Source organism: Martelella limonii (genome assembly GCF_013344475.1).
Lineage (GTDB): Bacteria > Pseudomonadota > Alphaproteobacteria > Rhizobiales > Rhizobiaceae > Martelella > Martelella limonii.
Genome location: NZ_JABUOU010000002.1, coordinates 44,112 through 68,528 on the forward strand (window position 1 = coordinate 44,112; position 24,417 = coordinate 68,528).

General features: G+C 61.8%; 21 protein-coding genes and 1 tRNA gene. 12 read left to right on the plus strand and 10 right to left on the minus strand.

Features of this window, described 5'->3' with window-relative positions; genetic code table 11:
- Positions 1-32: 32 nt before the first annotated feature.
- From HPQ62_RS05370 to HPQ62_RS05405, 8 genes are all read left to right on the plus strand, one after another.
- A complete protein-coding gene (locus HPQ62_RS05370) occupies positions 33-2,249 on the plus strand; it encodes a primosomal protein N' (RefSeq protein ID WP_174801503.1) in 2,217 nt (738 codons plus the stop codon).
- Positions 2,250-2,301: 52 nt separating this feature from the next.
- Positions 2,302-2,688 (plus strand): hypothetical protein, encoded by a 387-nt coding sequence (locus HPQ62_RS05375; RefSeq protein ID WP_174801504.1) that lies wholly within the window; start codon positions 2,302-2,304, stop codon positions 2,686-2,688.
- 354 nt (positions 2,689-3,042) lie between these two features.
- Positions 3,043-3,609 (plus strand): F0F1 ATP synthase subunit delta, encoded by a 567-nt coding sequence (locus tag HPQ62_RS05380; RefSeq protein ID WP_174801505.1) that lies wholly within the window; start codon positions 3,043-3,045, stop codon positions 3,607-3,609.
- On the plus strand, positions 3,609-5,144 hold the full coding sequence (gene atpA, locus HPQ62_RS05385; protein WP_174801506.1) for a F0F1 ATP synthase subunit alpha: 1,536 nt from the start codon (positions 3,609-3,611) through the stop codon (positions 5,142-5,144). Before HPQ62_RS05380 ends, atpA begins: the two co-directional genes overlap by 1 nt.
- Before the next feature lie 23 nt (positions 5,145-5,167).
- Positions 5,168-6,046: a F0F1 ATP synthase subunit gamma gene (locus HPQ62_RS05390; RefSeq protein WP_174801507.1), complete on the plus strand. Its 879-nt coding sequence runs from the start codon at positions 5,168-5,170 to the stop codon at positions 6,044-6,046.
- A 22-nt stretch (positions 6,047-6,068) separates the two neighbouring features.
- The gene (atpD, locus tag HPQ62_RS05395; protein WP_174801508.1) at positions 6,069-7,505 is read left to right on the plus strand and encodes a F0F1 ATP synthase subunit beta; all 1,437 of its coding nucleotides are present in this window, start codon (positions 6,069-6,071) and stop codon (positions 7,503-7,505) included.
- Positions 7,506-7,577: 72 nt separating this feature from the next.
- Positions 7,578-7,982: a F0F1 ATP synthase subunit epsilon gene (locus HPQ62_RS05400; RefSeq protein WP_174801509.1), complete on the plus strand. Its 405-nt coding sequence runs from the start codon at positions 7,578-7,580 to the stop codon at positions 7,980-7,982.
- Between the two features lie 196 nt (positions 7,983-8,178).
- Positions 8,179-9,735 (plus strand): EAL domain-containing protein, encoded by a 1,557-nt coding sequence (locus tag HPQ62_RS05405; protein WP_174801510.1) that lies wholly within the window; start codon positions 8,179-8,181, stop codon positions 9,733-9,735.
- Here the strand turns inward: HPQ62_RS05405 and HPQ62_RS05410 are convergent.
- Together HPQ62_RS05410 and HPQ62_RS05415 are read right to left on the minus strand one after the other, a co-directional pair.
- The gene (locus tag HPQ62_RS05410; RefSeq protein ID WP_174801511.1) at positions 9,719-10,705 is read right to left on the minus strand and encodes a WD40 repeat domain-containing protein; all 987 of its coding nucleotides are present in this window, start codon (positions 10,703-10,705) and stop codon (positions 9,719-9,721) included. The two genes, HPQ62_RS05405 and HPQ62_RS05410, sit on opposite strands and share 17 nt — an antisense overlap.
- The gene (locus HPQ62_RS05415) at positions 10,705-11,784 is read right to left on the minus strand and encodes a CobW family GTP-binding protein (RefSeq protein ID WP_174801512.1); all 1,080 of its coding nucleotides are present in this window, start codon (positions 11,782-11,784) and stop codon (positions 10,705-10,707) included. The genes HPQ62_RS05410 and HPQ62_RS05415 overlap by 1 nt, the downstream gene beginning before the upstream one ends.
- Before the next feature lie 206 nt (positions 11,785-11,990).
- Here HPQ62_RS05415 and HPQ62_RS05420 point away from each other — a divergent pair, with 206 nt between their 5' ends.
- Both HPQ62_RS05420 and HPQ62_RS05425 read left to right on the plus strand, forming a co-directional pair.
- Complete coding sequence (locus tag HPQ62_RS05420; protein ID WP_174801513.1) at positions 11,991-13,031, plus strand: LacI family DNA-binding transcriptional regulator; 1,041 nt, start codon at positions 11,991-11,993, stop codon at positions 13,029-13,031.
- 29 nt (positions 13,032-13,060) lie between these two features.
- Positions 13,061-14,020: a 2-hydroxyacid dehydrogenase gene (locus tag HPQ62_RS05425; protein ID WP_174801514.1), complete on the plus strand. Its 960-nt coding sequence runs from the start codon at positions 13,061-13,063 to the stop codon at positions 14,018-14,020.
- 6 nt (positions 14,021-14,026) lie between these two features.
- Here the strand turns inward: HPQ62_RS05425 and HPQ62_RS05430 are convergent, their stop codons facing one another.
- Positions 14,027-14,560, minus strand: a complete 534-nt coding sequence (locus HPQ62_RS05430; protein WP_244629575.1) for a TetR/AcrR family transcriptional regulator — start codon at positions 14,558-14,560, stop codon at positions 14,027-14,029.
- An 85-nt stretch (positions 14,561-14,645) separates the two neighbouring features.
- Here HPQ62_RS05430 and HPQ62_RS05435 point away from each other — a divergent pair, with 85 nt between their 5' ends.
- Entirely contained in the window at positions 14,646-15,332 is a 687-nt protein-coding gene (locus tag HPQ62_RS05435) for a DUF4336 domain-containing protein (RefSeq protein ID WP_174801516.1), read from the plus strand.
- On the opposite strand, the gene HPQ62_RS05440 is transcribed toward HPQ62_RS05435, so the two are convergent.
- On the minus strand, positions 15,326-16,099 hold the full coding sequence (locus HPQ62_RS05440) for a gamma-glutamyl-gamma-aminobutyrate hydrolase family protein (RefSeq protein ID WP_174801517.1): 774 nt from the start codon (positions 16,097-16,099) through the stop codon (positions 15,326-15,328). The two genes, HPQ62_RS05435 and HPQ62_RS05440, sit on opposite strands and share 7 nt — an antisense overlap.
- A 276-nt stretch (positions 16,100-16,375) precedes the next feature.
- On the opposite strand from HPQ62_RS05440, the gene HPQ62_RS05445 reads away from it, so the two are divergent.
- The gene (locus tag HPQ62_RS05445; protein ID WP_174801518.1) at positions 16,376-17,494 is read left to right on the plus strand and encodes a TRAP transporter substrate-binding protein; all 1,119 of its coding nucleotides are present in this window, start codon (positions 16,376-16,378) and stop codon (positions 17,492-17,494) included.
- 144 nt (positions 17,495-17,638) lie between these two features.
- On the opposite strand, the gene HPQ62_RS05450 is transcribed toward HPQ62_RS05445, so the two are convergent.
- The 6 genes from HPQ62_RS05450 to HPQ62_RS05475 form a co-directional block, all read right to left on the minus strand.
- Positions 17,639-17,715: transfer RNA gene (locus HPQ62_RS05450), tRNA-Pro, on the minus strand.
- A gap of 154 nt (positions 17,716-17,869) precedes the next feature.
- Positions 17,870-18,676, minus strand: coding sequence for a 5-deoxy-glucuronate isomerase (iolB, locus tag HPQ62_RS05455; protein ID WP_174801519.1), 807 nt, complete (start codon positions 18,674-18,676; stop codon positions 17,870-17,872).
- 59 nt (positions 18,677-18,735) lie between these two features.
- The gene (iolE, locus tag HPQ62_RS05460) at positions 18,736-19,638 is read right to left on the minus strand and encodes a myo-inosose-2 dehydratase (RefSeq protein ID WP_174801520.1); all 903 of its coding nucleotides are present in this window, start codon (positions 19,636-19,638) and stop codon (positions 18,736-18,738) included.
- Positions 19,639-19,640: 2 nt separating this feature from the next.
- Positions 19,641-21,464 carry a 3D-(3,5/4)-trihydroxycyclohexane-1,2-dione acylhydrolase (decyclizing) gene (gene iolD, locus HPQ62_RS05465; protein WP_174801521.1) on the minus strand — a complete coding sequence of 608 codons (1,824 nt, stop codon included), beginning with the start codon at positions 21,462-21,464 and terminating at the stop codon, positions 19,641-19,643.
- Positions 21,461-23,371, minus strand: a complete 1,911-nt coding sequence (locus HPQ62_RS05470; protein ID WP_174801522.1) for a bifunctional 5-dehydro-2-deoxygluconokinase/5-dehydro-2-deoxyphosphogluconate aldolase — start codon at positions 23,369-23,371, stop codon at positions 21,461-21,463. Before HPQ62_RS05470 ends, iolD begins: the two co-directional genes overlap by 4 nt.
- A gap of 135 nt (positions 23,372-23,506) precedes the next feature.
- Entirely contained in the window at positions 23,507-24,316 is an 810-nt protein-coding gene (locus HPQ62_RS05475; protein WP_174801523.1) for a MurR/RpiR family transcriptional regulator, read from the minus strand.
- Positions 24,317-24,417 lie beyond the last annotated feature (101 nt).

The window sequence follows — 24,417 nt, forward strand, 5'->3', positions numbered from 1 at the left end:
TTTGAGCGCGACGGCAGGCAAGCTTGCCAGTCATGACCTCAGATTCGCTTGATCTCTTCGGAAAACCCCTACAGCAAAGCCTGCGCCGCAGCGTGCCGGTGATGGTGCCGCTGCCGGTGGCAGGACCCTATTCCTATGCCGTGCCGGATGGCATGGCAGTGGTGCCCGGATCCGTGGTGCAGGTGCCTGTCGGTCCGCGCAATGTGATCGGCATCGTCTGGGACGAGGGCAACGAGACAGGGTCGGTCGACCCGAAAAAGCTCAGGGCGATCGAGCATCTGTTCGATTGCCCGCCGATCAGCGCGCAGATGCGGAAGTTCATCAACTGGGTCGCCGCCTATACGCTGACGCCGCCGGGCCTGGTGGCGCGCATGGCGGTGCGTGCCCCGACGGCGCTTGAGCCTGAGCCGATGGTCGAGGGCCTGCGGCTGACGGGCACCACGCCAGAGCGGATGACGCCCGCGCGCGCGCGGGTGATGGAGCTGGCATCCGACGGTTTCGGCTGGACTCGGCTTGGTCTCGCCCGCGCTGCGGGCGTGAGTGCCAGCGTGGTGGAAACCATGATGAAGCAGGGCGTCTTCGATACCGTCTTCCTGCCGCCGCCGGCTGCGGTCGGCGCACCGGAGCCCGGCTATCAGCAGCCGGAGTTGTCACCGGATCAGGCGGTCGCCGCCCAGCGGCTGATCGAGGTAGCCGGCAAGGGCTTCAGCGTCACGCTGATCGATGGCGTGACCGGGTCCGGCAAGACCGAGGTCTATTTCGAGGCGATTGCCGAAACGCTGCGGCAGGGTCGGCAGGTGCTGATCCTGCTGCCGGAAATCGCTCTGACGTCCGCCTTTCTCGAGCGATTCGAAGCCCGGTTCGGTTCAAAGCCCGGCGAGTGGCATTCCGAGCTCGCGCCGCGCATGCGTGAAAAGGTCTGGCGCCAGACGGCTGAAGGCCGGATCCGTGTTGTCGCCGGCGCACGCTCTTCGCTGTTCCTGCCCTTCGAGGATCTCGGTCTCATCGTGGTCGATGAGGAGCACGACACCGCCTACAAGCAGGAGGATCGCGTCTTCTACAATGCTCGCGACATGGCCGTTGTGCGGGCGCGAATCGGCGATATTCCCGTGGTTCTCGCTTCGGCGACGCCGTCGGTCGAAAGCCAGGTGAATGCACTTGCCGGGCGCTATGAGCGGCTTCATCTGCCGGGACGGTTTGCGGAGGCGGCGCTGCCGGATTTGAAGACCATCGACATGCGGCGTGATCCTCCCGCGCGCGGCGGTTTCCTGTCGCCGGTGCTGCTGAAGGCGGTAGAAAAGACCGTTGGCCGGGGCGAGCAGGCGCTTCTGTTCCTCAACCGGCGCGGCTATGCGCCGCTGACGCTTTGCCGCGTCTGTGGTCATCGCTTCCAGTGCCCGAACTGTTCGAGCTGGCTGGTGGAGCACCGCTTCCGGGGGCAACTGATGTGCCATCACTGCGGACATGCCGAGCATGTGCCGGAGGCCTGCCCCGAATGCGGCACGCTTGACCATCTGGTGGCCTGCGGGCCAGGGGTGGAACGGATCGCGGAGGAGGTCGAACATCATTTTCCGGAAAAACGCACGATCGTGCTGTCCTCCGATCTCTCGGGCGGGGTGAAGCGGCTCAGGCTGGAGCTTGAGGCGGTGGCAAACGGCGAGGCCGATATCATCATCGGCACCCAACTGGTTGCCAAGGGACATAATTTTCCGCTGATGACACTGGTGGGGGTGGTCGATGCCGATATCGGGCTTGCCAATGGCGATCCGCGTGCGGCCGAGCGCACCTTCCAGCTGCTCGCCCAGGTGACGGGCCGGGCAGGGCGCACCGGCCTCAAGAGCCAGGGGCTGATCCAGACCTACCAGCCCACCCATCCGGTGATGCGGGCGATCATTTCCGGCGAGGCGGAAGGCTTCTACCAGCGCGAGATAGGCGAGCGTGAAAAGAGCGGCCTGCCGCCCTTCGGCAGGCTTGCCTCCGTGATCGTGTCCGCCGAGACCCGCAGCGAAGCCGAGGTGCACGCCCGGGGCCTCCGTGCCGCCGCACCCGTCAGCCGGTCGATCAGCGTGCTTGGTCCCGCAGAGGCTGCACTGGCGCTGATCCGGGGTCGCTACCGGTTCCGCCTTCTGGTCCATGGCAGCCGGTCGGATGACATCCAGGCCTTTCTTGTCGCGATGCTGGAGAAGGGGCCGAAGCCGCGCGGGTCCGTTCGCGTCCAGCTCGACATTGACCCGCAGAGCTTTCTCTAGATAATGGGCCCCGAGGGGCTGTGCGCCCCGGCATGATATGGAGGGGTGCATCATGAGTTTTTATTGGCCGGCAAGCTTCGTGGGGCAGATTGCCCTGTTCATGGCGATCGTGATTCTGATCTGGGGCCTGGTCGTTGCGCTCGCACCGCTGAAGCTGCTGGGGCTGACCGGATTTTCAGGGCTGAAGGTCGAGAACGGCGAGACCGTGCATATCCGCTCGCTCATCGGCGGCACATACGCGGCAATGTCGCTGATGGCGCTCTTGTTCGATCAGCCGATGATCTATCGCACCTTCGGGCTGGCGCTGATCTTCGGCTTCCTGACGCGGCTTTTGTGGATGGCGACGTTGAAGAGCCGCTCGATCAAGGGCGGAATCTTCCTCGCCTGCCAGGCCGTCGCCGGCGTGTTCATGCTTCTTTACGGGCTTGGCTGGGCCTAGTGTCGGCTTGGGTGGGGCACCGAATGCCGGTCTGTCCGGTTCTCAGAGCCTCGAAAGTCTTGTTTTGCGGGGAGGATGAATTCAGATGATTTCGACAACGATGCGCCGGCTGATGCCGACAGTAAAATCTCGGATTTTCAGGGCGTTCCAGACAATGCAACAAGAAACACGCGGCAAAGCTTCAAAGCGGCTTTGAGCGTGTTGCGGTCCGCTATTACCTGTGCTAGACGGACCCCGACTAATTGGGAAGGGCGGATTTGATCACTGCCGTTCTCCTGGGGATATTGTGAAGTTTTAAGGGTTGGTCGCGGTGATGAAAGTCTCCGCTCCGGCCGGTTTTGAAAAAGGGAATCTGTGCCTGTGGCGGACCTATCCCAATCTGTTTCGAGCGTTGCCGAGCGCTATGCCGCTTCGCTGTTCGAACTGGCCAAGGAAGAAGACAAGATTGACGCCGTCGGCGCCGATCTCGACCGGATCGACGGCATGCTCAAGGAGAGCGACGACTTTCGGCGCCTTGTGATGAGCCCCGCTTTCAGCGCCGATGAGCAGCTGAGGGCCGTGAGCGCCGTTCTGGCAAAGGCGGGTGTCGGCGGCTACGCCGCGAATTTCGTCAAGCTGGTCGCAAAGAACCGCCGTCTGTTCGTCCTCCCGGGCATGATCACCGCCTATCGTGGCGCGGTTGCTGTCCATCGGGGCGAAATGACGGCCGAAGTGACGGTGGCGCATGCCCTGTCGGATGAGCAACAACAGGAACTGAAGACTGCGCTGAAGGATGTGACGGGCAAGAATGTGTCCCTCGACATCACGGAAGACGCTTCCCTTCTTGGCGGCATGATCGTCAAGGTGGGGTCGCGTCAGATCGACACGTCCCTGCGCACGAAACTCTCCAAACTTAAGCTTTCACTGAAAGAGGTTGGCTGATGGATATCCGGGCCGCGGAAATTTCCGCAATTCTGAAAGAGCAGATCAAAAATTTCGGCGATGAGGCGGAAGTCTCGGAAGTCGGCCAGGTGCTTTCTGTTGGTGACGGCATTGCCCGCGTCTACGGCCTCGACAATGTCCAGGCCGGCGAAATGGTGGAGTTCTCCGCCGGCGTGCGCGGCATGGCGCTGAACCTTGAAAGCGACAATGTCGGCGTCGTTATCTTCGGCTCCGACCGCGAGATCAAGGAAGGCGACGTCGTAAAGCGGACCGGCGCCATCGTGGATGTTCCGGTTGGTCCGGGCCTGCTCGGCCGCGTTGTTGACGCGCTCGGCAACCCGATCGACGGTAAGGGTCCGATCAACTCCGACACCCGCTCGGTTGTCGACGTCAAGGCGCCGGGCATCATCCCGCGCAAGTCGGTTCATGAGCCGATGTCGACTGGCCTGAAGGCCATCGATGCCCTGATCCCAGTTGGTCGTGGCCAGCGCGAGCTCGTCATCGGCGACCGCCAGACCGGCAAGACCGCGATCATTCTCGATACCTTCCTGAACCAGAAGCCGATCCACGACAACGGCCCCGACGCCGACAAGCTTTACTGCGTCTACGTCGCTGTCGGTCAGAAGCGTTCGACCGTTGCCCAGTTCGTGAAGACGCTCGAAGAGCGCGGCGCGATGCAGTATTCGATCGTCATCGCCGCAACCGCGTCCGATCCGGCTCCGATGCAGTATATCGCGCCGTTCGCCGGCTGCGCCATGGGCGAATATTTCCGCGATAACGGCATGCATGCCCTGATCGCCTACGACGACCTGTCCAAGCAGGCCGTTGCCTATCGCCAGATGTCGCTGCTGCTGCGCCGCCCGCCGGGCCGCGAAGCCTATCCGGGCGACGTTTTCTACCTTCACTCGCGTCTCCTCGAGCGCGCTGCCAAGCTCTCCGACGAGCGCGGCGCCGGTTCGCTGACGGCTCTGCCGGTCATCGAAACCCAGGGCAACGACGTTTCGGCGTTCATCCCGACCAACGTGATCTCGATCACCGACGGCCAGATCTTCCTTGAAACCGACCTGTTCTACCAGGGCGTCCGCCCGGCCGTGAACGTTGGTCTGTCGGTTTCGCGCGTTGGTTCTGCCGCTCAGATCAAGGCGATGAAGCAGGTTGCCGGTTCGATCAAGGGCGAGCTCGCCCAGTATCGCGAAATGGCTGCCTTCGCCCAGTTCGGTTCGGACCTTGATGCTGCGACCCAGCGCCTGCTGAACCGCGGTGCACGCCTGACCGAGCTTCTGAAGCAGCCGCAGTTCTCGCCGCTGAAGACGGAAGAGCAGGTTGCCGTGATCTTTGCCGGTGTGAACGGCTATCTCGACAAGCTGCCTGTCAACCAGGTTCGCGCTTTCGAAAAGGGCCTTCTGTCGCACATGCGCGGCGAAGCCAAGGACGTTCTCGAAGGCATCCGCACCGAGAAGGCTCTGAGCGACGAACTGAAGCAGAAGCTGAAGTCCGCGATCGAATCGTTCCTGAAGAACTTTTCGGCCAAGTAACACCAGACGGGGACTGAACACCCATGGCTTCATTGAAGGATCTGAAGCTTCGCATTGCCTCGGTGAAGGCGACGCAGAAGATCACCAAGGCGATGCAGATGGTCGCTGCGGCGAAGCTGCGTCGCGCGCAGGAGGCCGCCGAGAACGCGCGGCCTTACTCCGAGCGCATGGCGACGGTTATGGCCGACCTTACGGCTGCCGTCGGCGAAGGCCAGGAAGTGCCTGCGCTCATGAAGGGCACCGGCAAGGATGACGTTCATCTGCTGGTGGTCTGCACGGCCGAACGCGGCCTTTGCGGCGGCTTCAATGCCCAGATCGCCCGGCATGCGCGGCTTCTCGCCCGCAAGCTGATCGCCGAGGGCAAGACGGTCAAGATTTTCTGCGTTGGCCGCAAGGGCTACGATGCGCTGCGCCGTGAATTCGCCGACCTGATCGTCGAGCGCAAGGATCTGCGGGACGTGCGCACCGTCGGCTTCGAGAATGCTGAAGACATCGGCAACCGCGTCATCGAGATGTTCGAGGCCGGTGAATTTGATGTCTGCACGCTGATCTATTCGGAGTTCAAGTCGGTGATCGCGCAGATCCCGACCGCGCTTCAGCTGATCCCGGCGGCTCCGCCGGCGGATGCAGAGGTGCGTGAAGGTTCGGCGCTCTACGAATACGAGCCGAACGCCGAGGCGATCCTCGACGATATCGTGCCGCTCAATATCCGGGTCCAGATCTTCCGGGCTCTGCTCGAAAATGTTGCTGGCGAGATGGGCGCGAAAATGTCCGCGATGGACAATGCCACGCGCAATGCCGGTGAGATGATCGGCAAGCTGACGCTCTCCTACAACCGTCAGCGCCAGGAAAAGATCACCACGGAACTCATTGAAATTATCGCGGGCGCCGAAGCGCTCTAAAGCTTGAGAAGAGGGTTTTAACATGGCTGAGGCCTCTATCGGTCGGGTAACGCAGATCATCGGCGCCGTCGTCGACGTCGCTTTTGATGGCGAACTGCCTCCCATCATGAATGCGCTTGAAACCGACAACCACGGCAACCGGCTCGTTCTCGAGGTCGCACAGCACCTCGGCGAAAACGAAGTCCGCACCATCGCCATGGACGCGACCGAAGGTCTCGTTCGCGGTCAGGAAGTCAGGAATACGGGCTCTCCGATCGAGGTTCCGGTCGGTATCGAAACGCTCGGCCGCATCATGAACGTCATCGGCGAGCCGGTGGACGAAGTCGGTCCGATCGTGACCAAGGAAAAGCGCGCCATCCACCAGGAAGCCCCGCCCTATGTCGATCAGTCGACCGAAGCGGAAATCCTGGTCACCGGCATCAAGGTTGTCGACCTGCTGGCGCCTTACGCCAAGGGCGGCAAGATCGGCCTGTTCGGCGGCGCCGGCGTTGGCAAGACCGTTCTCATTCAGGAACTGATCAACAACATCGCCAAGGCACACGGTGGCTATTCCGTGTTTGCAGGCGTTGGCGAGCGCACGCGTGAAGGCAACGACCTTTACCACGAAATGATCGAATCCAACGTGAACGTCGACCCGGCCGAGAACAACGGTTCTGCCGAAGGTTCGAAGTGCGCGCTGGTTTACGGCCAGATGAACGAGCCTCCGGGCGCGCGTGCCCGCGTTGCCCTTTCCGGTCTGACGATTGCGGAAAACTTCCGTGACGAAGGCCAGGACGTTCTGTTCTTCGTGGACAACATCTTCCGCTTCACGCAGGCCGGTTCTGAAATTTCCGCTCTGCTCGGCCGTATTCCTTCGGCCGTTGGCTATCAGCCGACACTGTCGACCGATATGGGCGCGCTGCAGGAACGCATCACCACCACGACCAAGGGCTCGATCACCTCGGTTCAGGCGATTTACGTTCCCGCCGACGACCTGACCGACCCGGCGCCTGCGACGTCGTTTGCGCACCTTGATGCAACGACCACGCTGTCGCGTTCGATCGCTGAAAAGGGTATCTACCCGGCTGTTGACCCGCTCGATTCGACCTCGCGCATGCTTGACCCGATGATCGTCGGCGAAGAGCACTATCAGGTTGCCCGTTCGGTTCAGTCGACCCTGCAGCGCTACAAGTCGCTCCAGGACATCATCGCCATTCTCGGCATGGACGAGCTTTCCGAAGAGGACAAGCTCACGGTTGCCCGCGCCCGCAAGATCGAGCGCTTCCTGTCGCAGCCGTTCCACGTGGCCGAAGTGTTCACCGGTTCGCCGGGCATCCTGGTCTCGCTCGAAGACACGATCCGTTCGTTCAAGGGTCTGGTCGAAGGCGAGTATGACCACCTGCCGGAAGCTGCCTTCTACATGGTCGGCACCATCGACGACGCCGTCGAGAAGGCCAAGAAGCTGGCTGACGCTGCCTGATCCCGAAGCCGGGCGGCCTTGCGCCGCCCAGTTTCCCACCGGTAAATTCTGAAGACGGGAAAGTTAAACCCCATGGCTGACACGATGGTTTTCGAACTGGTGACCCCCGAGAAGCTGCTCGCTTCGGTGGAGACGGATGCGATCGTCATCCCGGGTTCGGAAGGCGAAATGACGGTAATGCCGAACCATGCGCCGACCATGACCACGATCCGTCCCGGCATGGTCCGCTTCAAGAGCGTCGAGGGCAAGGAATACCAGTTCCTGGTGTTTCACGGCTTCGCCGATATCCAGGGCAAGTCCTGCACGCTGCTCGCCGAAACGGCGGTTCCGGTGGGTGAGGCGTCTGAAGCCATCGAGGATCGGATTGCGACGCTGCGCCGCGAACTCGATGAAGCCAGCCACCACGAGCACAAAAACAGAATCGAGCAGATGCTTGGGGAGCTTACGCATCTCAACCAGAACGTTCTTCCGGCCTGATCCCAGGCCGGCTGCTCTTCTGGCGCGGTTGTATCGCTCCATACAAACGCTACTATTTGATAAGAACTTTAAAAGCCGCGGATATTTCTGCGGCTTTGATCGTTTTTAGGAGATCGTATACTCTTGAGGCGGGTGCATCTCACCGGCTTCGCGCGGTTGGGTTAGCGCCTGGATTTGAGATGGATAGGGTGGGGACGTGCGTCTGCCGAAATTCGCAAAGAAGAGCGTGAACGATGTCGTGATACTGTGCGTCATCGGGGTCGTGGTGATGTTCGTTCTCGTTTCCGTCGATTCGTTTGAACGGCTCCATCAGTTCTCGCGCAGCCATGAAGATCTCGAGATCGATGAATGGTTTACGGGCTTCATGGTGGCGAGTGTCGGGCTCGCCATTCTTCTCTGGCGCCGGACGCGGACGCTGCGGCTGGAGGTCAACCGGCGACGTGAGGCGGAACGCCTTGCCAATGCTTTGGCCCGGCAGGATACCCTTACAGGTGTCGCCAACCGTCGTTCCTTCGAGGAGGAATGCGACCGCCGGCTCGCGAAGGCACGGCGGCATTCCGACAGCTTTTCCCTGTTTTTCATCGATTTCGACCGCTTCAAGCAGGTCAATGACAAGCTTGGGCACGAGTCCGGGGACCGGCTTCTGCAGATTGCCACGGAGCGGCTGAAGCGGCATCTGAGACCAGACGATTTTCTGGCGCGTCTCGGGGGCGACGAGTTTGCTGTGCTTGTGGCGGGGGATACGTCTGAGGCCATCGTGACGCAGGTCGCCAACCGGCTGCTTTCTGTTGTCGGCGAACCGGTGACATTGCTCGGACGTGAAATCCGTTCCTCGGTCAGCATCGGAGTTGCGGTTTATCCGCGCGACGGACGCAATCGCGAAATGCTGCTCAAGAAGGCCGATGCGGCGATGTACCAGGCCAAGGAGGATGGCAGGCGGCGCTTCGTGATCTACGATCCGGTCAGCGACGAGGCCTCTGGAGAGCATCGGATGCTCGAACTCGAACTGAAGGACGCCATCGCGCACGGCCAGATTGTGCCCTATTACCAGATCATCCGCGGCTGCGAGAAGGGTGAGGTGGCGACGGTCGAGGTTCTCGCGCGCTGGAAGCATCCGGAACTTGGCGTGCTGAGCGCAGGCGATTTCATTCCTCTGGCCGAGGCTTCGGGCCTCATTCCCGAGCTTTTCGATGCCGTTCTCGATCAGGCCTGCCGTGATGCCATCAACTGGCCCGGCGGGGCCAGCATCTCGGTGAATGTTACGCCTCTGCAGTTGAGCGACGCCGGCTTTGCCGAGAAGGTGTTCGAAATCCTCGCCCGCAACCATTTTCCGCCACATCGGCTTGAAGTCGAGATGACGGAGGCTGCTCTGATCGTTGATCTCGAGGCGACGCGCAGCTGCATCCACAAACTGAAGGCGAGGGGCGTGCGTCTGGCGCTGGATGATTTCGGGACAGGCTATTCAAGCCTGAGGCAGCTCCGCGAACTGCCCTTCGACCGGGTCAAGATCGATCGCAGTTTCATCGTCGGGGTCGGCAGCGATCGCCAGAGCGAGGAGATCGTGGTGTCGACGATCAATCTCTGCCGTGCTCTGGGTCTGAAAACGGTGGCCGAGGGCATCGAGGAACAGGGGCAGGCGGAGTGGATCCGGGCCCATGGCGCCGATGCCGCACAAGGCTATTTCTACGCCCGGCCTGTTCCAGCAGACGGCGTTGTCGAGCGCCTGCGGCCTGAAGTCACCCGGATATGGTGATGATGCCGCAGTCGCCTGCAGCGGACGCAAAGGCGAGCCGGCGCCCTTCCTCGTCCCAGCCCAGTGACGCGATGGCGCCCTTGCCGGGACGGCGCAGCAATGCCTCCTTGCCATCGGAAATGCGCACGGCGAGCACCATGCCGTCCATGAAGCCGATTGCCAGCATTTCCTCATGCGGGTGGAACGCGACCTGCGTGACCATGATATCCGAGCGAGTGCCAAGCTCCAGCGGACCCTTGCCCATGGGGCCATCCTTGCCGGAGAACGGCCACACGATGGCTGCCGGTGCACCGGACGTCGCGAGCCATTTGCCGCGCGGGCTCCACGACCAGGATTTGACCTTTGTCGGGTAGCCGCTCATCCGCATGTCGCGGAAACCGTCCTTGGGCTTGCCGTCGAGCTTCCAGCCATGCAGCGCGTTTTCCTGCATGGTGGTGACCAGGAACCGGCCATCGGGTGAAAACGTGGCGCTCAGGTGGGCGCCCTTCCAGGGCAGCCAGATGGCGGGGGCAGCACCGGCGACCCAGTGAAGGTGAACGCCGTCATAGCGCGCTGCCGCCACGCGCAGGCCCTTTGGCGCAAAGGCGAGGCCTTCGACACTGCGGTCCTCCGGCAGAACATGGCTCTTGCCGCCCGCGATCACACGCGTTTCACGGCCCACGGCATAGGCGACGGCGCCCTGCGGGCCGCCGGCAACGACGGATATCCACTTGCGCGGTTCGCTGGCAAGTTCGCTCACGCTGCCATCGGCGCCGATGCGAAGCACCCTGCCATCCTCACCGCCGGTGATCAGCGATTGGCTGAAAGGGTCGCGCACGCAGGTCAAAAGCCCGTCATGCGCCTCGATCGCCTGTTCTCCACCATCGAGACGGTGGATCACGCCGGAGGCGGTGGCAAAATGCGGCACGCCGCCCAGAAAGGCTGCGGCAATGACATGATCGGAGATGTCGAAGGGGGCGACACTCGGCATTACGACTGGACCTCGCAGGCGCGGAAGCTCTTTTCCAGCTTCTCGCGGTCGAGATCGCGGCCGATGAACACGAGCCGGCTGTCGCGCGCCTCGCCATCCTTCCAGGCGCGCTGATGATCGCCTTCGATGATCATGTGGACGCCTTGGACGACATAGCGCTCGGCATCACCCTTGAAGGCGAGAATGCCCTTGAGACGGAGAATGTTCGGGCCCTGGTTCTGCGTCACCGACTGGATCCACGGAAAGAACCTGTTGGGATCAAGCTCGCCGCCACGCAGCGATACCGACTGCACCGTCACGTCGTGATGGTCGGAAAGGCCGCCATGATGATGGTGATGCTCATGGCCGTGATGCTCATGCCCATCGTGATGATGATGATGGTCATGGTCGCAGTCCGGCCCGCATTCATGATCATGCTCTTCATGATGATCCAGGAAGTGGGGATCGTCGGCGAGAACGTGCTGCAGATCGAAGGCATTCTGGCCGAGGATGCGCGAAAGATCGATGCTTGAGCGTTCGGTGCGATAGATCTTGGCGGCCGGGTTGATGGCGCGCACAAGGCCCTCGACATTGGCAAGCTCTTCCGCACTGACGAGGTCAGTCTTGTTCAGAAGCACGATATCGGCGAAGGCGATTTGGTCTTCGGCCTCGCGGCTGTCCTTCAGGCGCAGCGGCAGGTGCTTGGCGTCCACCAGCGTGATCACGGCATCGAGTGCGGTCTTGGCGCGCACATCGTCATCCATGAAGAAGGTCTGTGCCACGGGCACCGGGTCTGCAAGGCCGGTGGTTTCCACGATGATGCCGTCGAAACGCGGGCGGCGCATCAGGCCTTCGACCACGCGGATCAGGTCGCCGCGCACAGTGCAACAGACGCAGCCATTGTTCATCTCGTAGATTTCCTCGTCGGATTCCACGATCAGGTCGTTGTCGATGCCGATCTCGCCGAATTCATTGACGATCACCGCATATTGCTTGCCGTGATTTTCGGAAAGGATGCGGTTGAGGAGGGTGGTCTTGCCGGAACCGAGATAGCCGGTGAGCACGGTCACGGGGATGGGCTTTGCGAGCGTTTCGGTCATGATCGATCGATCCTTGTGAGGAGGTTTTCGCATATATAAGGACCGTCGCTTATGGGAGCAAGGCATCCGCGACGCTCGCTTCATGTTGATAAGGCGGCAACAATTAAACCGATTTTTATTGTGCAGTTGAAATTCCGAAGGGTTTTGTTTAAAAATTTTAAATGAAGGCGGTGACATTCCGTCCAGTTTGCAGAGCGGAGCATAGCTTGGCCCAGAAAATCAAACTCTCCACCATTGCCGAATCATTGGGGATCTCCACGGCAACGGTTTCGCTTGCGCTGAGGGACAGTCCGCTGGTTGCCGCTGCCACGCGGGAGCGGATCAAGGAGCAGGCACGGGCGCTCGGCTATATCTACAACCGTCGTGCCGCCAGCCTCAGAACGTCCCGCTCCGGCATTATCGGCGTCGTGGTGCATGACATCATGAACCCGTTCTACGGCGAAATCCTGAAGGCGATCGAGAGCGAGCTCGACCGCAACCAGCATACCTTCATTCTCTCCAACCATTATGATTCTGTCGAGAAGCAGCGCAATTTCATCGAAACGCTGCTGCAGCTTGGCGGCGATGGCGTGATCATGTCGCCGGCCATCGGAACACCCGCAGCCGATGTGCAGCTTGCCGAGGAAAACGGCATGCCGGCGATCTTCGTCGCCCGTACACTCGAGGAACTGGACCTTCCGACCTATCGCGGCGATGACAGCTATGGCATCGCGCTTGCGACAAACCATCTGATCGGCCTTGGTCACCGCTGCATCGCCATGATCGGCGGAACGGACCAGACCTCCACCGGCCGCGACCGCTATGCCGGTTATGTCAACGCGCTGAAGAAGGCAGGCATTCCGGTCGATCCGGGCTTGCGCATACCCGGGCCGCGCTCCAAGCAGGGCGGGTTCGAGGCGGCGGTGCACTTCCTGTCGCTGCCGCAGAAGCCGACGGCTGCCGTCTGCTGGAACGATCTGGTGGCGATCGGCCTGATGAACGGCATTTCGCGCGCCGGGCTGACGCCGGGCGTCGATATTTCGGTGACCGGCTATGACGATCTCGAGGAAGCCTCGATCGCCACGCCATCGCTCACCACGGTCTGGAACGGCCAGGCTGAGGTCGGCAGGCTTGCCGCGCGCGCGTTGCTCGACCGGCTGGCAGGCTCCAGCGCGCCGAACGGGATGCATCTCATCAAGCCGGAAATGCGCATCCGCCAGTCAACCGGCCCCCATCGCGAGCCCGCCGAAAATGCGGTCGCTGTCTGAATATCCTCTCTGCCATTCCCGGAGTTCACATGCCCAAACACGTCGTGCTGCTGTCGCAAAAGCTGAACCGCTTCATCGAGGAGGCGCTGGCTGACAAGTATGAGTTCCTGGAAATGCCGAAGGAGGGCATTACCGCGCTTGGGGCACGCACCGCCGATATCCGCGCCGTGATTGCCTTCAGCGCGTTTTCTGCCGAGCAGATGGAGGCTCTGCCAAATCTCGAGATCATCGCCTGCCCGGGCGTCGGCTATGACGGCATCGATACCGCCCACGCGGCGCGGCGCGGCATCATCGTGACCCATACGCCCGATGTGCTGAACGACGAGGTGGCGGACACCGCGATCGCGCTTTTGCTCAACACCATCCGCCGATTTTACTTTGCCGAAAAATGGGTGCGCGACGGAAACTGGGAGCGGGAAGGGGCCTTTGCGCTCTCGCCGCTGTCGCTCAAGGGCCGCAAGGTCGGGCTTTACGGCCTCGGCCGGATCGGCGAGGAGATCGCCGCGCGCCTCGCACCGTTCAAGGTCGAGATCGCCTACCACACCCGCACGCCGAAAAAGGGTGTCGCCTATGCCTATCATCCGACGCTCGCTTCCCTTGCGGATGCCGTTGATACGCTGATCGCGATCGTGCCCAAGACGGATGCGACCCACAAGACCATCAATGCCGATATTCTCAAGGCACTCGGTCCCGACGGGGTTCTCATCAATGTCGGCCGCGGCTGGACAGTGGATGAGGATGACCTGATTGCAGCGCTTGAGGCGGGCACGATCGGCGGCGCGGGCCTCGACGTGTTTTATGACGAGCCGCACGTGCCGGAAAAGCTTCTTGAATTCGACAATGTCAGCGTGTTGCCGCATGTCGCCTCCGCCTCGGTTTCCACGCGCAGGGCGATGGCTGAACTGGTGGCCGAAAATCTGAGCCGCTGGTTTGAAGAGGGGCGTCCGGTCACGCCGGTTCCCGAAACGCCGATGCCGATCGGCGGCTGATTGGCGTCAGGCGCCGATGCCTTCGGTGACGAGGCGGACAATATCGGCGATCCAGTCTGTGCTGAGCGCTTCGTCTGCAAGCGCATTCAGCATCGCCTGACCGAAGATTGCGAGCAGGACCAGCGCGAGAAATTCCGCGCGCTCGTCGCGCCGGAAGCGGCCCTGCTCCTGTCCAAGAGCGATCACGTCGCATAGCAGGCCCTGAAACGACGGCCGGTCCGCCGGCGGTTGAAGGCCTGGCCTGCGCGCCGGTGAAAGCGCCATGGCCGCAAGCGAAGGATTGGCGTGGCACCACAGGGCGCTGTCTCGGAGTATCGTACAGACGAGACCGATCGCATCCTCGCCGGCGGCGATCCTGGCACGATAGGGCTGGTCGTCTGCTTCCGCCAGGGCAATCAGCGCGAGCGCGATCTCCTCCTTGGATGCGTACTGATTATAGACGGTCTTGCGCGTCAGCCCCGCACCTGCAGCAATCTCTTCCATTGTCGTGGCATCGAAGCCATTGCGTCGGAAGATCTCCTCCGCTGCTGCGAGGATCATGGATCTTGAGCGTTCGATACGCGATGAGCTTGCCATATTTACACATTCGTATATTTTTACACGTGTGTAAATGGCGGAGTGTGAAATGCTGGAGAACATTGGCTCGGAGATCTGGGTCGCCGATGGAACGCCCGCGACCGCGCATATGGGTTTTCGCTATCCCACGCGCATGGCGGTGATCAGGCTCTCCGACGAAACCCTGCTGTTGTGGTCGCCGGTAGCAACCTCCCAAGAACTGATGCGGGAGGTCGGAGCGCGCGGCACCCCGAAATTTCTCGTCGCCCCAAACACATTGCATCACGTCTTCCTGCCGGATTGGGCGCAGGCTTTTCCCGATTGCGCCGTGCTCGGCCCGCGCGCGCTTGCACAAAAGCGGCCCGACATCGCCTTTTCGGGCTCGCTGGAGGCGGCAGCCGGACACTGGCCCGGTGAACTCGACGTCGTGGTGCTGGATGGCAACCGGATCATGACCGAGACCGTGTTCTTTCATCACGCCAGCAGGACGGCGATCTTTACCGACCTGATCCAGCATTTCGAACGTGGCTGGTTTCGCGGATGGCGCGGGCTTGTCGCCAGAATGGATGCGATGGAGGGGTGTGAACCGGCAGTGCCGCGCAAATTCCGGGTCGCTTTCACGGACCGGTCTGCCACCAGGCAAAAGGTCGATGTCATTCTCGGCTGGCCCACGGAACAGGTGCTGTTTGCCCACGGCGCACCGGTGCGGCGAGAGGCAAAGGCGTTTCTGGAAAGAGCGTTCCGCTGGCTTTACTGAGCCGCCGCCGCAAAGCCGGTCTTTGCCGCGGCAAAGGCGCGCACGGCGTCTCCGAAAGCCTCGAACAGCTTGCGTGACGGCGAGTCGGTGCGGGCCCAGTATTCCGGGTGCCATTGCACGCCGACGGCGAAGTTTTTCGCGCCGATCACCGATACGGCCTCGACAGTGCCGTCAGAGGCAGCTGCCTCGACCTGGAGGTTGGGCGCGATCTCGCCAATTGCCTGGCGGTGCAGCGAGTTCACCTTGACCTCGCCCGCGCCTAGAATGTCGGCAAGGCAGGTGCCTTCGCGAATGAAGACGGGCTGGCGGATGACGAATTTTTCATCGCGATTGCCGTTTTCAGGCTCGCGGTGATCGATACGGCCTTCCTGTTCCTGAACTTCGCTGATCAGCGTTCCGCCCAGCGCGACATTGAGTTCCTGGATCCCCCGGCAGATGCAGAGAAGCGGAATGCCGCGGGCGATCGCGCGGCGGATCAAAGGCAGCGTGATGGCATCGCGGCCGGGATCGAACGGCCCGTCCTTTTCCTCGGCCACCTTGCCGTAAAGCTGCGGCGCGACATTGCTGGCGGCACCCGTGATCATCACGCCCTCGACGCGGTCAAGCACGGCATCAATATCGGCACCCGTCTGATAAGCCGGAACGATCAGGCTCATCACGCCCGCAACATCCATCGCCGCCCCGACATATTGTTGCTGCGCCGAATGCCAGGTGATCTCTCCGAAGACCTTGGTATCTGCCGGAACGGCAATGATGGGGGTGGACATGGCGCTTTCCTGCCTCTTGCAAATAATGCGAGTGATGTCGATTGGCCGGGCCGCTGTCAAATGTTTCCTTGAGGGGCGTGATGACAATTTCTACTGGCGCGATAAGCGGAATTGATGCCCGGCCCATTATACCTTCGTTTAATGCCGGGCATTTTGCGCCGCAAAAGCGCTCTCTCCTATCGGCTCAGGTGTTGAAACGCCGGAAGCAAAATGCTTTCCTTCCAACACGTCCGCCGGAGGATACAGGGCGGACACAGCCAATTTGGGAGGTATTTCATGGACCGTCGTTCCTTTATCAGAAAGGTCGGGGTGGGTGGCGTCGGCGCTGCTGCCGCGACCGCGCTTGCCGCGCCTGCAATTGCGCAGGAAAACCCGAAGATCACATGGCGCCTGACGTCGTCATTCCCGAAATCGCTCGACACGATTTACGGCGGTGCAGAAGATATCGCGAGCCATGTGGCCGCCGCCACCGACGGCAATTTCGACATCCAGTGCTATGCGGCGGGCGAAATCGTGCCTGGTCTGCAGGCCCTTGATGCAGTGCAGGATGGCACGGTCGAGGCGGCGCATACCTGCTCCTATTATTTCTGGGGCAAGGATCCGACCTTCGCGATCGGCACGGCGATCCCCTTTGGCCTCAATGCGCGGCTTATGAACGCCTGGCTCTATGAGGGCAATGGCAACCAGCTTCTGAACGAATTCTTCGCGGGCTACAATGTCTACGGCCTGCCGGCTGGCAATACCGGCGTGCAGATGGGCGGCTGGTTCTCCAAGGAAGTCAACACCGTGGAAGACCTCAAGGGCCTGAAGATGCGCATTGCCGGCCTTGCGGGCAGGGTGATGGAGAAGGTTGGCGTCGTTCCTCAGCAGCTTGCCGGCGGCGACATCTATCCGGCTCTCGAGAAGGGCACGATCGATGCTGCCGAATTCGTCGGCCCCTATGACGACCAGAAGCTCGGCTTCTACAAGGTCGCCAAGTATTACTACTATCCCGGCTGGTGGGAAGGCGGCCCGACCATCCACGGCTTCTTCAACAAGGACAAGTATGACGGCCTGCCGAAGAACTATCAGGCAGCGCTCGATGACGCCTGCGCCTTTGCCAACACCAACATGATGGCGAAATACGATGTGAAGAACCCGGTCGCGATTCGCGAGCTGATCGCCGAGGGCGCCCAGCTGAAGGGCTTCAGCACCGAAATCATGCAGGCCTGCTTCAATGCGGCGATGGAAGTCTATGCCGAGCTCGGCGGCTCCAACGAGACCTTCAAGAAGATCTACAACGATCAGACCGAATACAAGAACGCGGCCTATGGCTGGCTGAAGACGGCAGAGTTCCGTTATGACCAGTTCATGATGGCTGCCCAGAACGCTGGCCAGATCAAGCCGCTGTCGTAAGTCTCTTCTATCTGACGATTATGCCCCGGGAGTGAAAACTTCCGGGGTTTTTCGTGCGCGCGATGATGCGGACGAACATGCCCACCGGCCGCGCCGGGGCGACGGATCAGTATGAATTTCAATGGAAATGTCGGGAAAGTGCGATGGTCGGAGTGGCAAGATTTGAACTTGCGACCCCCTCGTCCCGAACGAGGTGCGCTACCAGGCTGCGCTACACTCCGTGACCAGCGGCTGCTCTATAAAACAGCCTGCAGGGTTCGGCAAGCGCCTTCCGACATTTTTTTGTCATCACGGCGCAAACCCTTGGCTAAAAGCCGCCGGGTGGATTGTCGAAGGGCGGTCAAGCCCTTGCGTTCCAGCCCGGCAGGCGCGTTTTCATTTGTCCCGCTGGAAGATCCAGTCGTGATCAGGGTGATTCTCGAAGCGCCATTTGCGCATCGGCCCGGCCATGACGTTGAGATAATAGAGCTCGTAGCCATAGGGTGCGCCGCAGGGGTGGTGGCCCTTGGGCACCAGCACGACATCGCCATCGGAAACCGCCATGGTTTCGTCCAGCGCGCCATCCTCGGTGAACACGCGCTGGAAAGCGAAGCCCTGGGCCGGGTTGAGGCGGTGGTAATAGGTTTCCTCCAGATAGGTCATATCCGGGAAACGGTCCTCGTCGTGCCGGTGAGGGGGGTAGGACGACCAGTTGCCGGCGGGCGTGAACACTTCCGTCACCAGCAGGCTGTCGGCGACATCGCGTTCCTCCATCGCGATCGGATAGATGTAGCGGGTGTTGGCTCCCTTGCCGCGCTCGTTGAGCGTGATCCCTTCCGGACCGATCACCTGCGCTTCGCGACCGGGCTTGGCGGGCGCGGTGCAGACGGCGAGCGTGCAATCGGTCGTGGCCGTCGCGGCCCATTCCGACCCGGCGGGAATGTAGACGCAATGCGGGGGCAGTCGTTCGAACACGCTCATGCGCTCGCCCAGTTCGCCGAAGGATGTGTCGCCCGAGGCGATCTCGGCCTTGCCCTCGACAAGGACGAGGATGACCTCGGTATCGCCGGTCTGTTCACGCGCCGTCTCTCCCGGCGCCAGGCGATGGAGGCCGAAGCCGACATAGCCCCAGTCCGCATTTTCGGGCGTGATGTCGTGCACCTTGCCGGAGGCACCCGTCGGTTTCCTGAGGAGGTTGGTCATGGCGTTCCTTCCCTTGATCAGAATTGGCCTCAAACAGTCCCATGCGGACCGAATCGGCTCTATGCGTTCTTGTCGAGGCCTGCTGCTTTCGCCATCGCCTTCAGGCTTTTCAGCCCGAGGGTCTGGTATTCGAGCGGATTGCGGACGTCGGGATCCTGTTCGGCCTCGATCACCAGCCAGCCCTCATAACCGGCATCGGCTGCAAGCTTCAGGACCGGCGCAAAGTCGACGCCGCCTTCCGCGTCGCCCGGCACGGTGAAGACGCCGCGCCGGATGCCTTCGAGGAAGGAGAGGTTCTGCTCGCGCACGTCGTGCGCAATCGCCGGACGGACATTCTTGGCGTGGATGTGGCGCACCCGGTTCATGTGCCTTGCGGCGAGCGCTTCCGGATTGCCGCCGGAAAACAGGCAGTGGCCGGTGTCGAGAAGCAGTTTCGCTGCGGGCCCGGTGTGCTGCATCAGAAGGTCGATCTCGTCCTCGGTTTCCACGATCGTCCCCATATGGTGGTGGTAGACGAGCGCGATGCCCTGATCGGCAGCGTATTGGGCAAGCGCCTCGACGCCCGCGCCGAACTCTGCCCATTTGCCGTTGTCCAGCTTAGGCCGATCTGCGACCGGGACGGTGTCATCGCCGTGGATCGCATTGGAGGTTTCGCAGACGATGATCACCTTGGCGCCCATCGCCTTCAGGAGATCAAGCGCCGGCTGCATCGCCTTCTTCTCATCCTCCACCGAATTGACGAGAAGGTTCAGCGAGTGCCAGCCGGAGACATATTTCAGGCCGCGCGGTTCCAGAACCGCCTTCAGACCGTCCGGGTCCTGCGGGAATTTGTGGCCCTTTTCAATGCCGTCGAAACCGATCGCGGCGGTTTCGTCCAGGCATTGGTCGAGGCTGATATGGGCGCCGAGACTGCGGTCGTCGTCATTGGTCCAGGCAATCGGATTGGTGCCGTAGAGGATCATGCTCAGCTTCTCTTCGTAAGGGCGGCCTCATAGCTGGCGCGCGCCTGGTTGACTTCGGGTCTGTCTGAAACTTCGGGTACGGCCACATCCCACCAGTGTCCGCCGGCATCGGGCGTCTGGTAGGGGTCGGTGTCGATCACGATCACGGTCACCGTGGATGCGTCGCGCGCGGCTTCGAGCGCGTCGTCGAGTTCGGCAATTGAGGAAACCTTGCTGGCGCTTGCCCCCATCGATGCCGCATGCGCGACGAAATCGATGGCGATCGGGTTTTCGTGATTGGAATAGGCATAGAGATTGTTGAACTGCGCCCCGCCGGTTTCCATTTGCAGGCGGTTGATGCAGCCATAACCGCGATTGTCGGTGATCACGACCGTGATCTTGATCCCCATGGCAACGGCACTCGCAAGCTCCGAATTCATCATCATGTAGGAGCCGTCGCCGACCATGACGATGACATCGCGATCCGGCTCGGCCATCTTGATGCCAAGGCCGCCGGCAATCTCGTAGCCCATCGTCGAGAAGCCGTATTCCATGTGATAGGACATCGGCTTTTTGGCCTTGAAGAGCTGGTGCAGCTCGCCCGGCATGGTGCCGGCAGCGCACATCACCACCGTATCCTCGCGCGCAGCGCGCTGCACCGCGCCGATCACCTGCATGTCGGTCGGCAGCGCATTGGTGTCCTCGGGCGGCGCGGTGATCGCATCGGCCTTTTCGAACCAGGCCTTTTTCACGCGCTGGTCGGGGCCATCGAAACGCCTGTCGCCAAGCGCGGCACTCAGCTTCTCAAGCCCGACCCTCGCATCCGCCACAAGCGGGATCGCATCATGCTTGGCACTGTCATAGGGCTGGATGTTGAGCGCCAGGATCTTGCGCTCGGGATGGGCAAACAGCGACCAGGATCCGGTGGTGAAATCCTGGAACCGGGTGCCGACGCCGATCACGAGATCGGCCTTTTCGGCAATCGCATTGGCGCTTGCAGTCCCCGTCACGCCGACTGCGCCGAAATTGAGTGCGTGATCCCAGGAAAGGGCGGATTTGCCGGCCTGGGTCTCGACCACGCCGATTGCATGTTTTTCGGCAAAGGCCTTCAGCGTCTCGGTCGCGCCGGAAAAATGCACCCCGCCGCCGGCAACGATGACCGGGTTCTTCGCGGCCTTCAGCAGCTCCACGGCGCGCTGAAGTTCATGGGTGTCGGGCTCGGGGCGACGCTGATGCCAGACCTTCTTCTCGAACAGGCTTTCCGGATAGTCATAGGCTTCGGCCTGCACATCCTGGCACAGCGACAGGGTCACCGGTCCGCATTCGGCGGGGTCTGTCAGGACGCGCATGGCACGCGGCAGCGCGGTGATCAGCTGTTCGGGCCGCATGATGCGATCGAAATAGCGGCTGACGGGCCGGAAGCAGTCATTGACGGTCATGGTGCCGTCGCCGAAATCCTCAAGTTGCTGTAGTACGGGGTCTGGTCCGCGATTGGCGAAGACGTCGCTGACGAGAAGCAGGACAGGCAGGCGGTTGACATGGGCAAGCGCTGCAGCCGTCACCATGTTCAGCGCGCCGGGGCCGATGGAGGACGTCACGGCCATTGCCCGGCGCCGGCCGAGCTGCTTGGCATAGGCGATCGCCGCATGCGCCATCGATTGCTCGTTCTGGCCGCGATAGGTGGGCACCGTGTCGCGCATGGCATAAAGCGCCTCTCCAAGCCCTGCGACATTGCCATGGCCGAAGATTGCCCAGATGCCGGCGATGAAGGGGACGCCGTCATCTGTATACTGGTTGGCGAGGTAGCGCACGGTTGCCTGCGCTGCGGTAAGGCGGATGGTCTTCATGCTGCATTCTCCCTGCGTGCGCTGTCCCAGACGGCGCAAAGGCTGCGATATTTCGCGCTCATTTCCGAGATCGCCGCCTCATCCTCAATCTTGCCTGCAAGCCATTTGCGGGCGGTCTCGCCGAAGATCGTGCGGCCCACCGCAAAACCCTTCACGAGATCGAATTTCGCGGCCGTGGCGAAACTTTCCTCAAGGTCGCGGAGCGGCGCGTCGAGCCCCAGAACCACGATGCCGCGGACATATGGGTCGTTGCGCGCGATCGAGTCGCAGGCCCTTTCCCATGCGGCTTCCGATTTCATCGGCTCGAGCTTCCACCAGTCGGGATAGACGCCGATCTCGTAGAAGCGCTCGATGATGGCGGCGGTTGTGCCGTCGTTGACGGGGGCGACCTTGGATGGAATGACTTCGAGCAGGAATTCGAGCCCGTTGCGGCGCGCGGCGGAGAACAGGCGCGACACGGTGGCTTCCTGATGATCCCTCATCGCCGCGTCGTCATCCGGATGATAGAAGCACAGCACCTTGACGACATTGTCCACCGGCCATTCGCCGAGCCCGCCGAAATCCTCGCCGATCTCTGCCTCGGTCTTGAGCGGGCGGGAGCCCGGAAGCTCCACCGGCCGGCCGATCCAGAGGCCGGTGCCGGTCGCGCGGTAAAGCGCGTTGCGGCCGAACCTGCCATCGCAGAGAATGCCGTAGCCCGCCTTGCCCGCGGAAACGTCAAGGGCGGCCTTCAGGCAGAGTTCCTTGAACGGGCCGATATGGGCGTGCGAAACGCCGGCCTCGTCCGCCATCTCCTCCAGCTGAATGCGGTGGTCGAAGGCAAACACCCGCATCTCCGGCCATTCGCCGGTGCGGTTTGTGGACCAGTGCACCTGTTCCAGGGCGCGATCCTTGCGCAGCGCCTTGTCTCGGATGCCGGTACGGAAGAAATATTGCAGCTCCTCCCAGCTCGGATAGGCCGGCGTGCAGCCATGGCGCGACACGGCAAAGGCACCGCAGGCATTGGCGTATTTCAGGCTGGTCGGCCAGTCCTCGTCCGTCAGCCAGCCCTTGAGCAGGCCGGACATGAAACCGTCGCCGGCGCCGAGCACGTTAAAGACCTCGATCGGGAAGCCTTCTCCGGTCTTACCGTCATCGAGGCTTGCCGGGATAGCGCCTTCGAACACCACCGCCCCCATGGGGCCGCGCTTGCAGACCAGCACGGCATCGGACACTTCGCGCACCGCCTTCAGCGCCTCAAGCGTGTCGGTGCTGCCGCCGGCGATGTGAAATTCCTCTTCTGTGCCGACGATCAGATCGAACAGGCCGAGCGTCGACTGCAGCTTGGCAGTGACGGCTTCGGAGCGGATATAGCGGCTCTCGCCCGCGCCATGGCCTGCAAGGCCCCAGAGATTGGGCCGGTAGTCGATGTCGAGCGCAGTCCGGGCGCCATTTTCGCGTGCGAGCCTGAGCGCCTTCAAGACCGCCGCCTCGGTCTTCGGGTGGGAAAGGTGGGTGCCGGTGGCGCAGATGCAGCGGGCTTCGGCAATATAGGCCGGATCGATATCGTCTTCGCAAAGCGCCATGTCCGCGCAGTTTTCGCGGTAGAAGATCAGCGGAAACTGTTCCTGATCGCGGATGCCGAGCAGCACAAGTGCCGTGAGGCGTTCCGGATCGGTCTTCACGCCGCGCACATCAACGCCCTCGCGTACCAGCTGTTCGCGGATGAACCGGCCCATATGCTCGTCGCCGACGCGCGTCAGCAATCCGGATTTCAGGCCGAGGCGCGCCGTGCCGGCGGCAATGTTGGTGGGCGAGCCGCCGATATACTTGTTGAAGGAGGCCATGTCTTCCAGACGTCCGCCAACCTGTGCGCCGTAGAGATCCACCGATGATCGGCCGATGGTGATCAGGTCAAGTGACGCCAAGAATACCTCCCTCAAGGCCTTGCGGCCGCTTGATGCGCCGCGCGGGGTCGCGGCGTCAGTCTTTGTCGATTTGGATAATAAATTCTATTTTTGTGAATTTCAATATTTATATTCGAATTTAAAGGCTGCGCGCGATCATGTGCCATTGCGCGCAGCGCCCACGGCGACTGTCAGCGCGATCGCGAGACTGAGCGTGGCGGAGAGCGACCGGAAAGCGCCGAAATCGACCTCCGTTACGGAGAGTATCGTGTCGGAAAGCGGCCGGAGCGGGCTCATGATCGTGTCGGTGATGCCGATCACCGGAATGCCGCTTGCGGCGGCGTGTTCGGCGAAGGCCAGCGTTTCGGCGGTGTAGGGCGCAAAGCTGATTGCGATCACCACATCGCCGGGCCGCATGGCCTGATAATTGGCAAGCCCGCCCACCGCGCCATGCAGCATCGCGGGAACGCTCATCCGCTCGAAGGCGTAGGCGATGTAGGTGGCCACGGAAAAGGCCCGCCTGAGGCCGATGATATGGATTGTGCGTGCTTCGGACAGCAGCTTGACGGCCTTTTCCAGTTCGGCCGGCTCCACGGTCTTCAGCAGGCTTTCGAGCGAGGTCCGGCCGGCGTCCGTAAACTCCGCGAGAAGTGCGACGGGGCTGCCCGCTGCCGTTTCGCGCAGATGCTCCAGGCGCGTGCGGTAATCCGGCCAGCCGCCGGCATAGGAATCGCGGAACAGTTTCTGCATTTCCGAGAAGCCGGAGAAGCCGACGATCTGACAGAACCGCATGAAAGCCGAAGGCTGTACGCCCGCGCCCTCCGCCATTTCCGCGACCGTTGAAACGGCGATGCGATCCTGATTGGCGGCAACGAAGTCGGCGCATTGGCGCAACCGCTTTGGCAGCGTGCCCGCAAGCTCGGCCAGCCTTTCCTCGAACGCCCTGACAGTGGCTGGTGCAGACATGCATCCCCCGAAACATTGATATTGACATGAACAATGCCGCAAACTAGCAAAATGGAATATATATTCCAACAGGATTTGCGCGACAGCGCAGCAGGGAGGGT

What these genes read in the sequence shown, in the direction of transcription:
- HPQ62_RS05445 (WP_174801518.1), top strand. Translation starts at nt 16,376, where the DNA reads ATGGACCGTCGTTCCTTTATCAGAAAGGTCGGGGTGGGTGGCGTCGGC.
- HPQ62_RS05370 (WP_174801503.1), top strand. Translation starts at nt 33, where the DNA reads ATGACCTCAGATTCGCTTGATCTCTTCGGAAAACCCCTACAGCAAAGC.
- HPQ62_RS05415 (WP_174801512.1), bottom strand. Translation starts at nt 11,784, where the DNA reads ATGACCGAAACGCTCGCAAAGCCCATCCCCGTGACCGTGCTCACCGGC.
- atpD (WP_174801508.1), top strand. Translation starts at nt 6,069, where the DNA reads ATGGCTGAGGCCTCTATCGGTCGGGTAACGCAGATCATCGGCGCCGTC.
- HPQ62_RS05430 (WP_244629575.1), bottom strand. Translation starts at nt 14,560, where the DNA reads ATGATCCTCGCAGCAGCGGAGGAGATCTTCCGACGCAATGGCTTCGAT.
- HPQ62_RS05410 (WP_174801511.1), bottom strand. Translation starts at nt 10,705, where the DNA reads ATGCCGAGTGTCGCCCCCTTCGACATCTCCGATCATGTCATTGCCGCA.
- HPQ62_RS05475 (WP_174801523.1), bottom strand. Translation starts at nt 24,316, where the DNA reads ATGTCTGCACCAGCCACTGTCAGGGCGTTCGAGGAAAGGCTGGCCGAG.
- HPQ62_RS05390 (WP_174801507.1), top strand. Translation starts at nt 5,168, where the DNA reads ATGGCTTCATTGAAGGATCTGAAGCTTCGCATTGCCTCGGTGAAGGCG.
- HPQ62_RS05440 (WP_174801517.1), bottom strand. Translation starts at nt 16,099, where the DNA reads ATGTCCACCCCCATCATTGCCGTTCCGGCAGATACCAAGGTCTTCGGA.
- atpA (WP_174801506.1), top strand. Translation starts at nt 3,609, where the DNA reads ATGGATATCCGGGCCGCGGAAATTTCCGCAATTCTGAAAGAGCAGATC.
- iolE (WP_174801520.1), bottom strand. Translation starts at nt 19,638, where the DNA reads ATGATCCTCTACGGCACCAATCCGATTGCCTGGACCAATGACGACGAC.
- HPQ62_RS05400 (WP_174801509.1), top strand. Translation starts at nt 7,578, where the DNA reads ATGGCTGACACGATGGTTTTCGAACTGGTGACCCCCGAGAAGCTGCTC.
- HPQ62_RS05375 (WP_174801504.1), top strand. Translation starts at nt 2,302, where the DNA reads ATGAGTTTTTATTGGCCGGCAAGCTTCGTGGGGCAGATTGCCCTGTTC.
- HPQ62_RS05435 (WP_174801516.1), top strand. Translation starts at nt 14,646, where the DNA reads ATGCTGGAGAACATTGGCTCGGAGATCTGGGTCGCCGATGGAACGCCC.
- HPQ62_RS05425 (WP_174801514.1), top strand. Translation starts at nt 13,061, where the DNA reads ATGCCCAAACACGTCGTGCTGCTGTCGCAAAAGCTGAACCGCTTCATC.
- iolB (WP_174801519.1), bottom strand. Translation starts at nt 18,676, where the DNA reads ATGACCAACCTCCTCAGGAAACCGACGGGTGCCTCCGGCAAGGTGCAC.
- iolD (WP_174801521.1), bottom strand. Translation starts at nt 21,464, where the DNA reads ATGAAGACCATCCGCCTTACCGCAGCGCAGGCAACCGTGCGCTACCTC.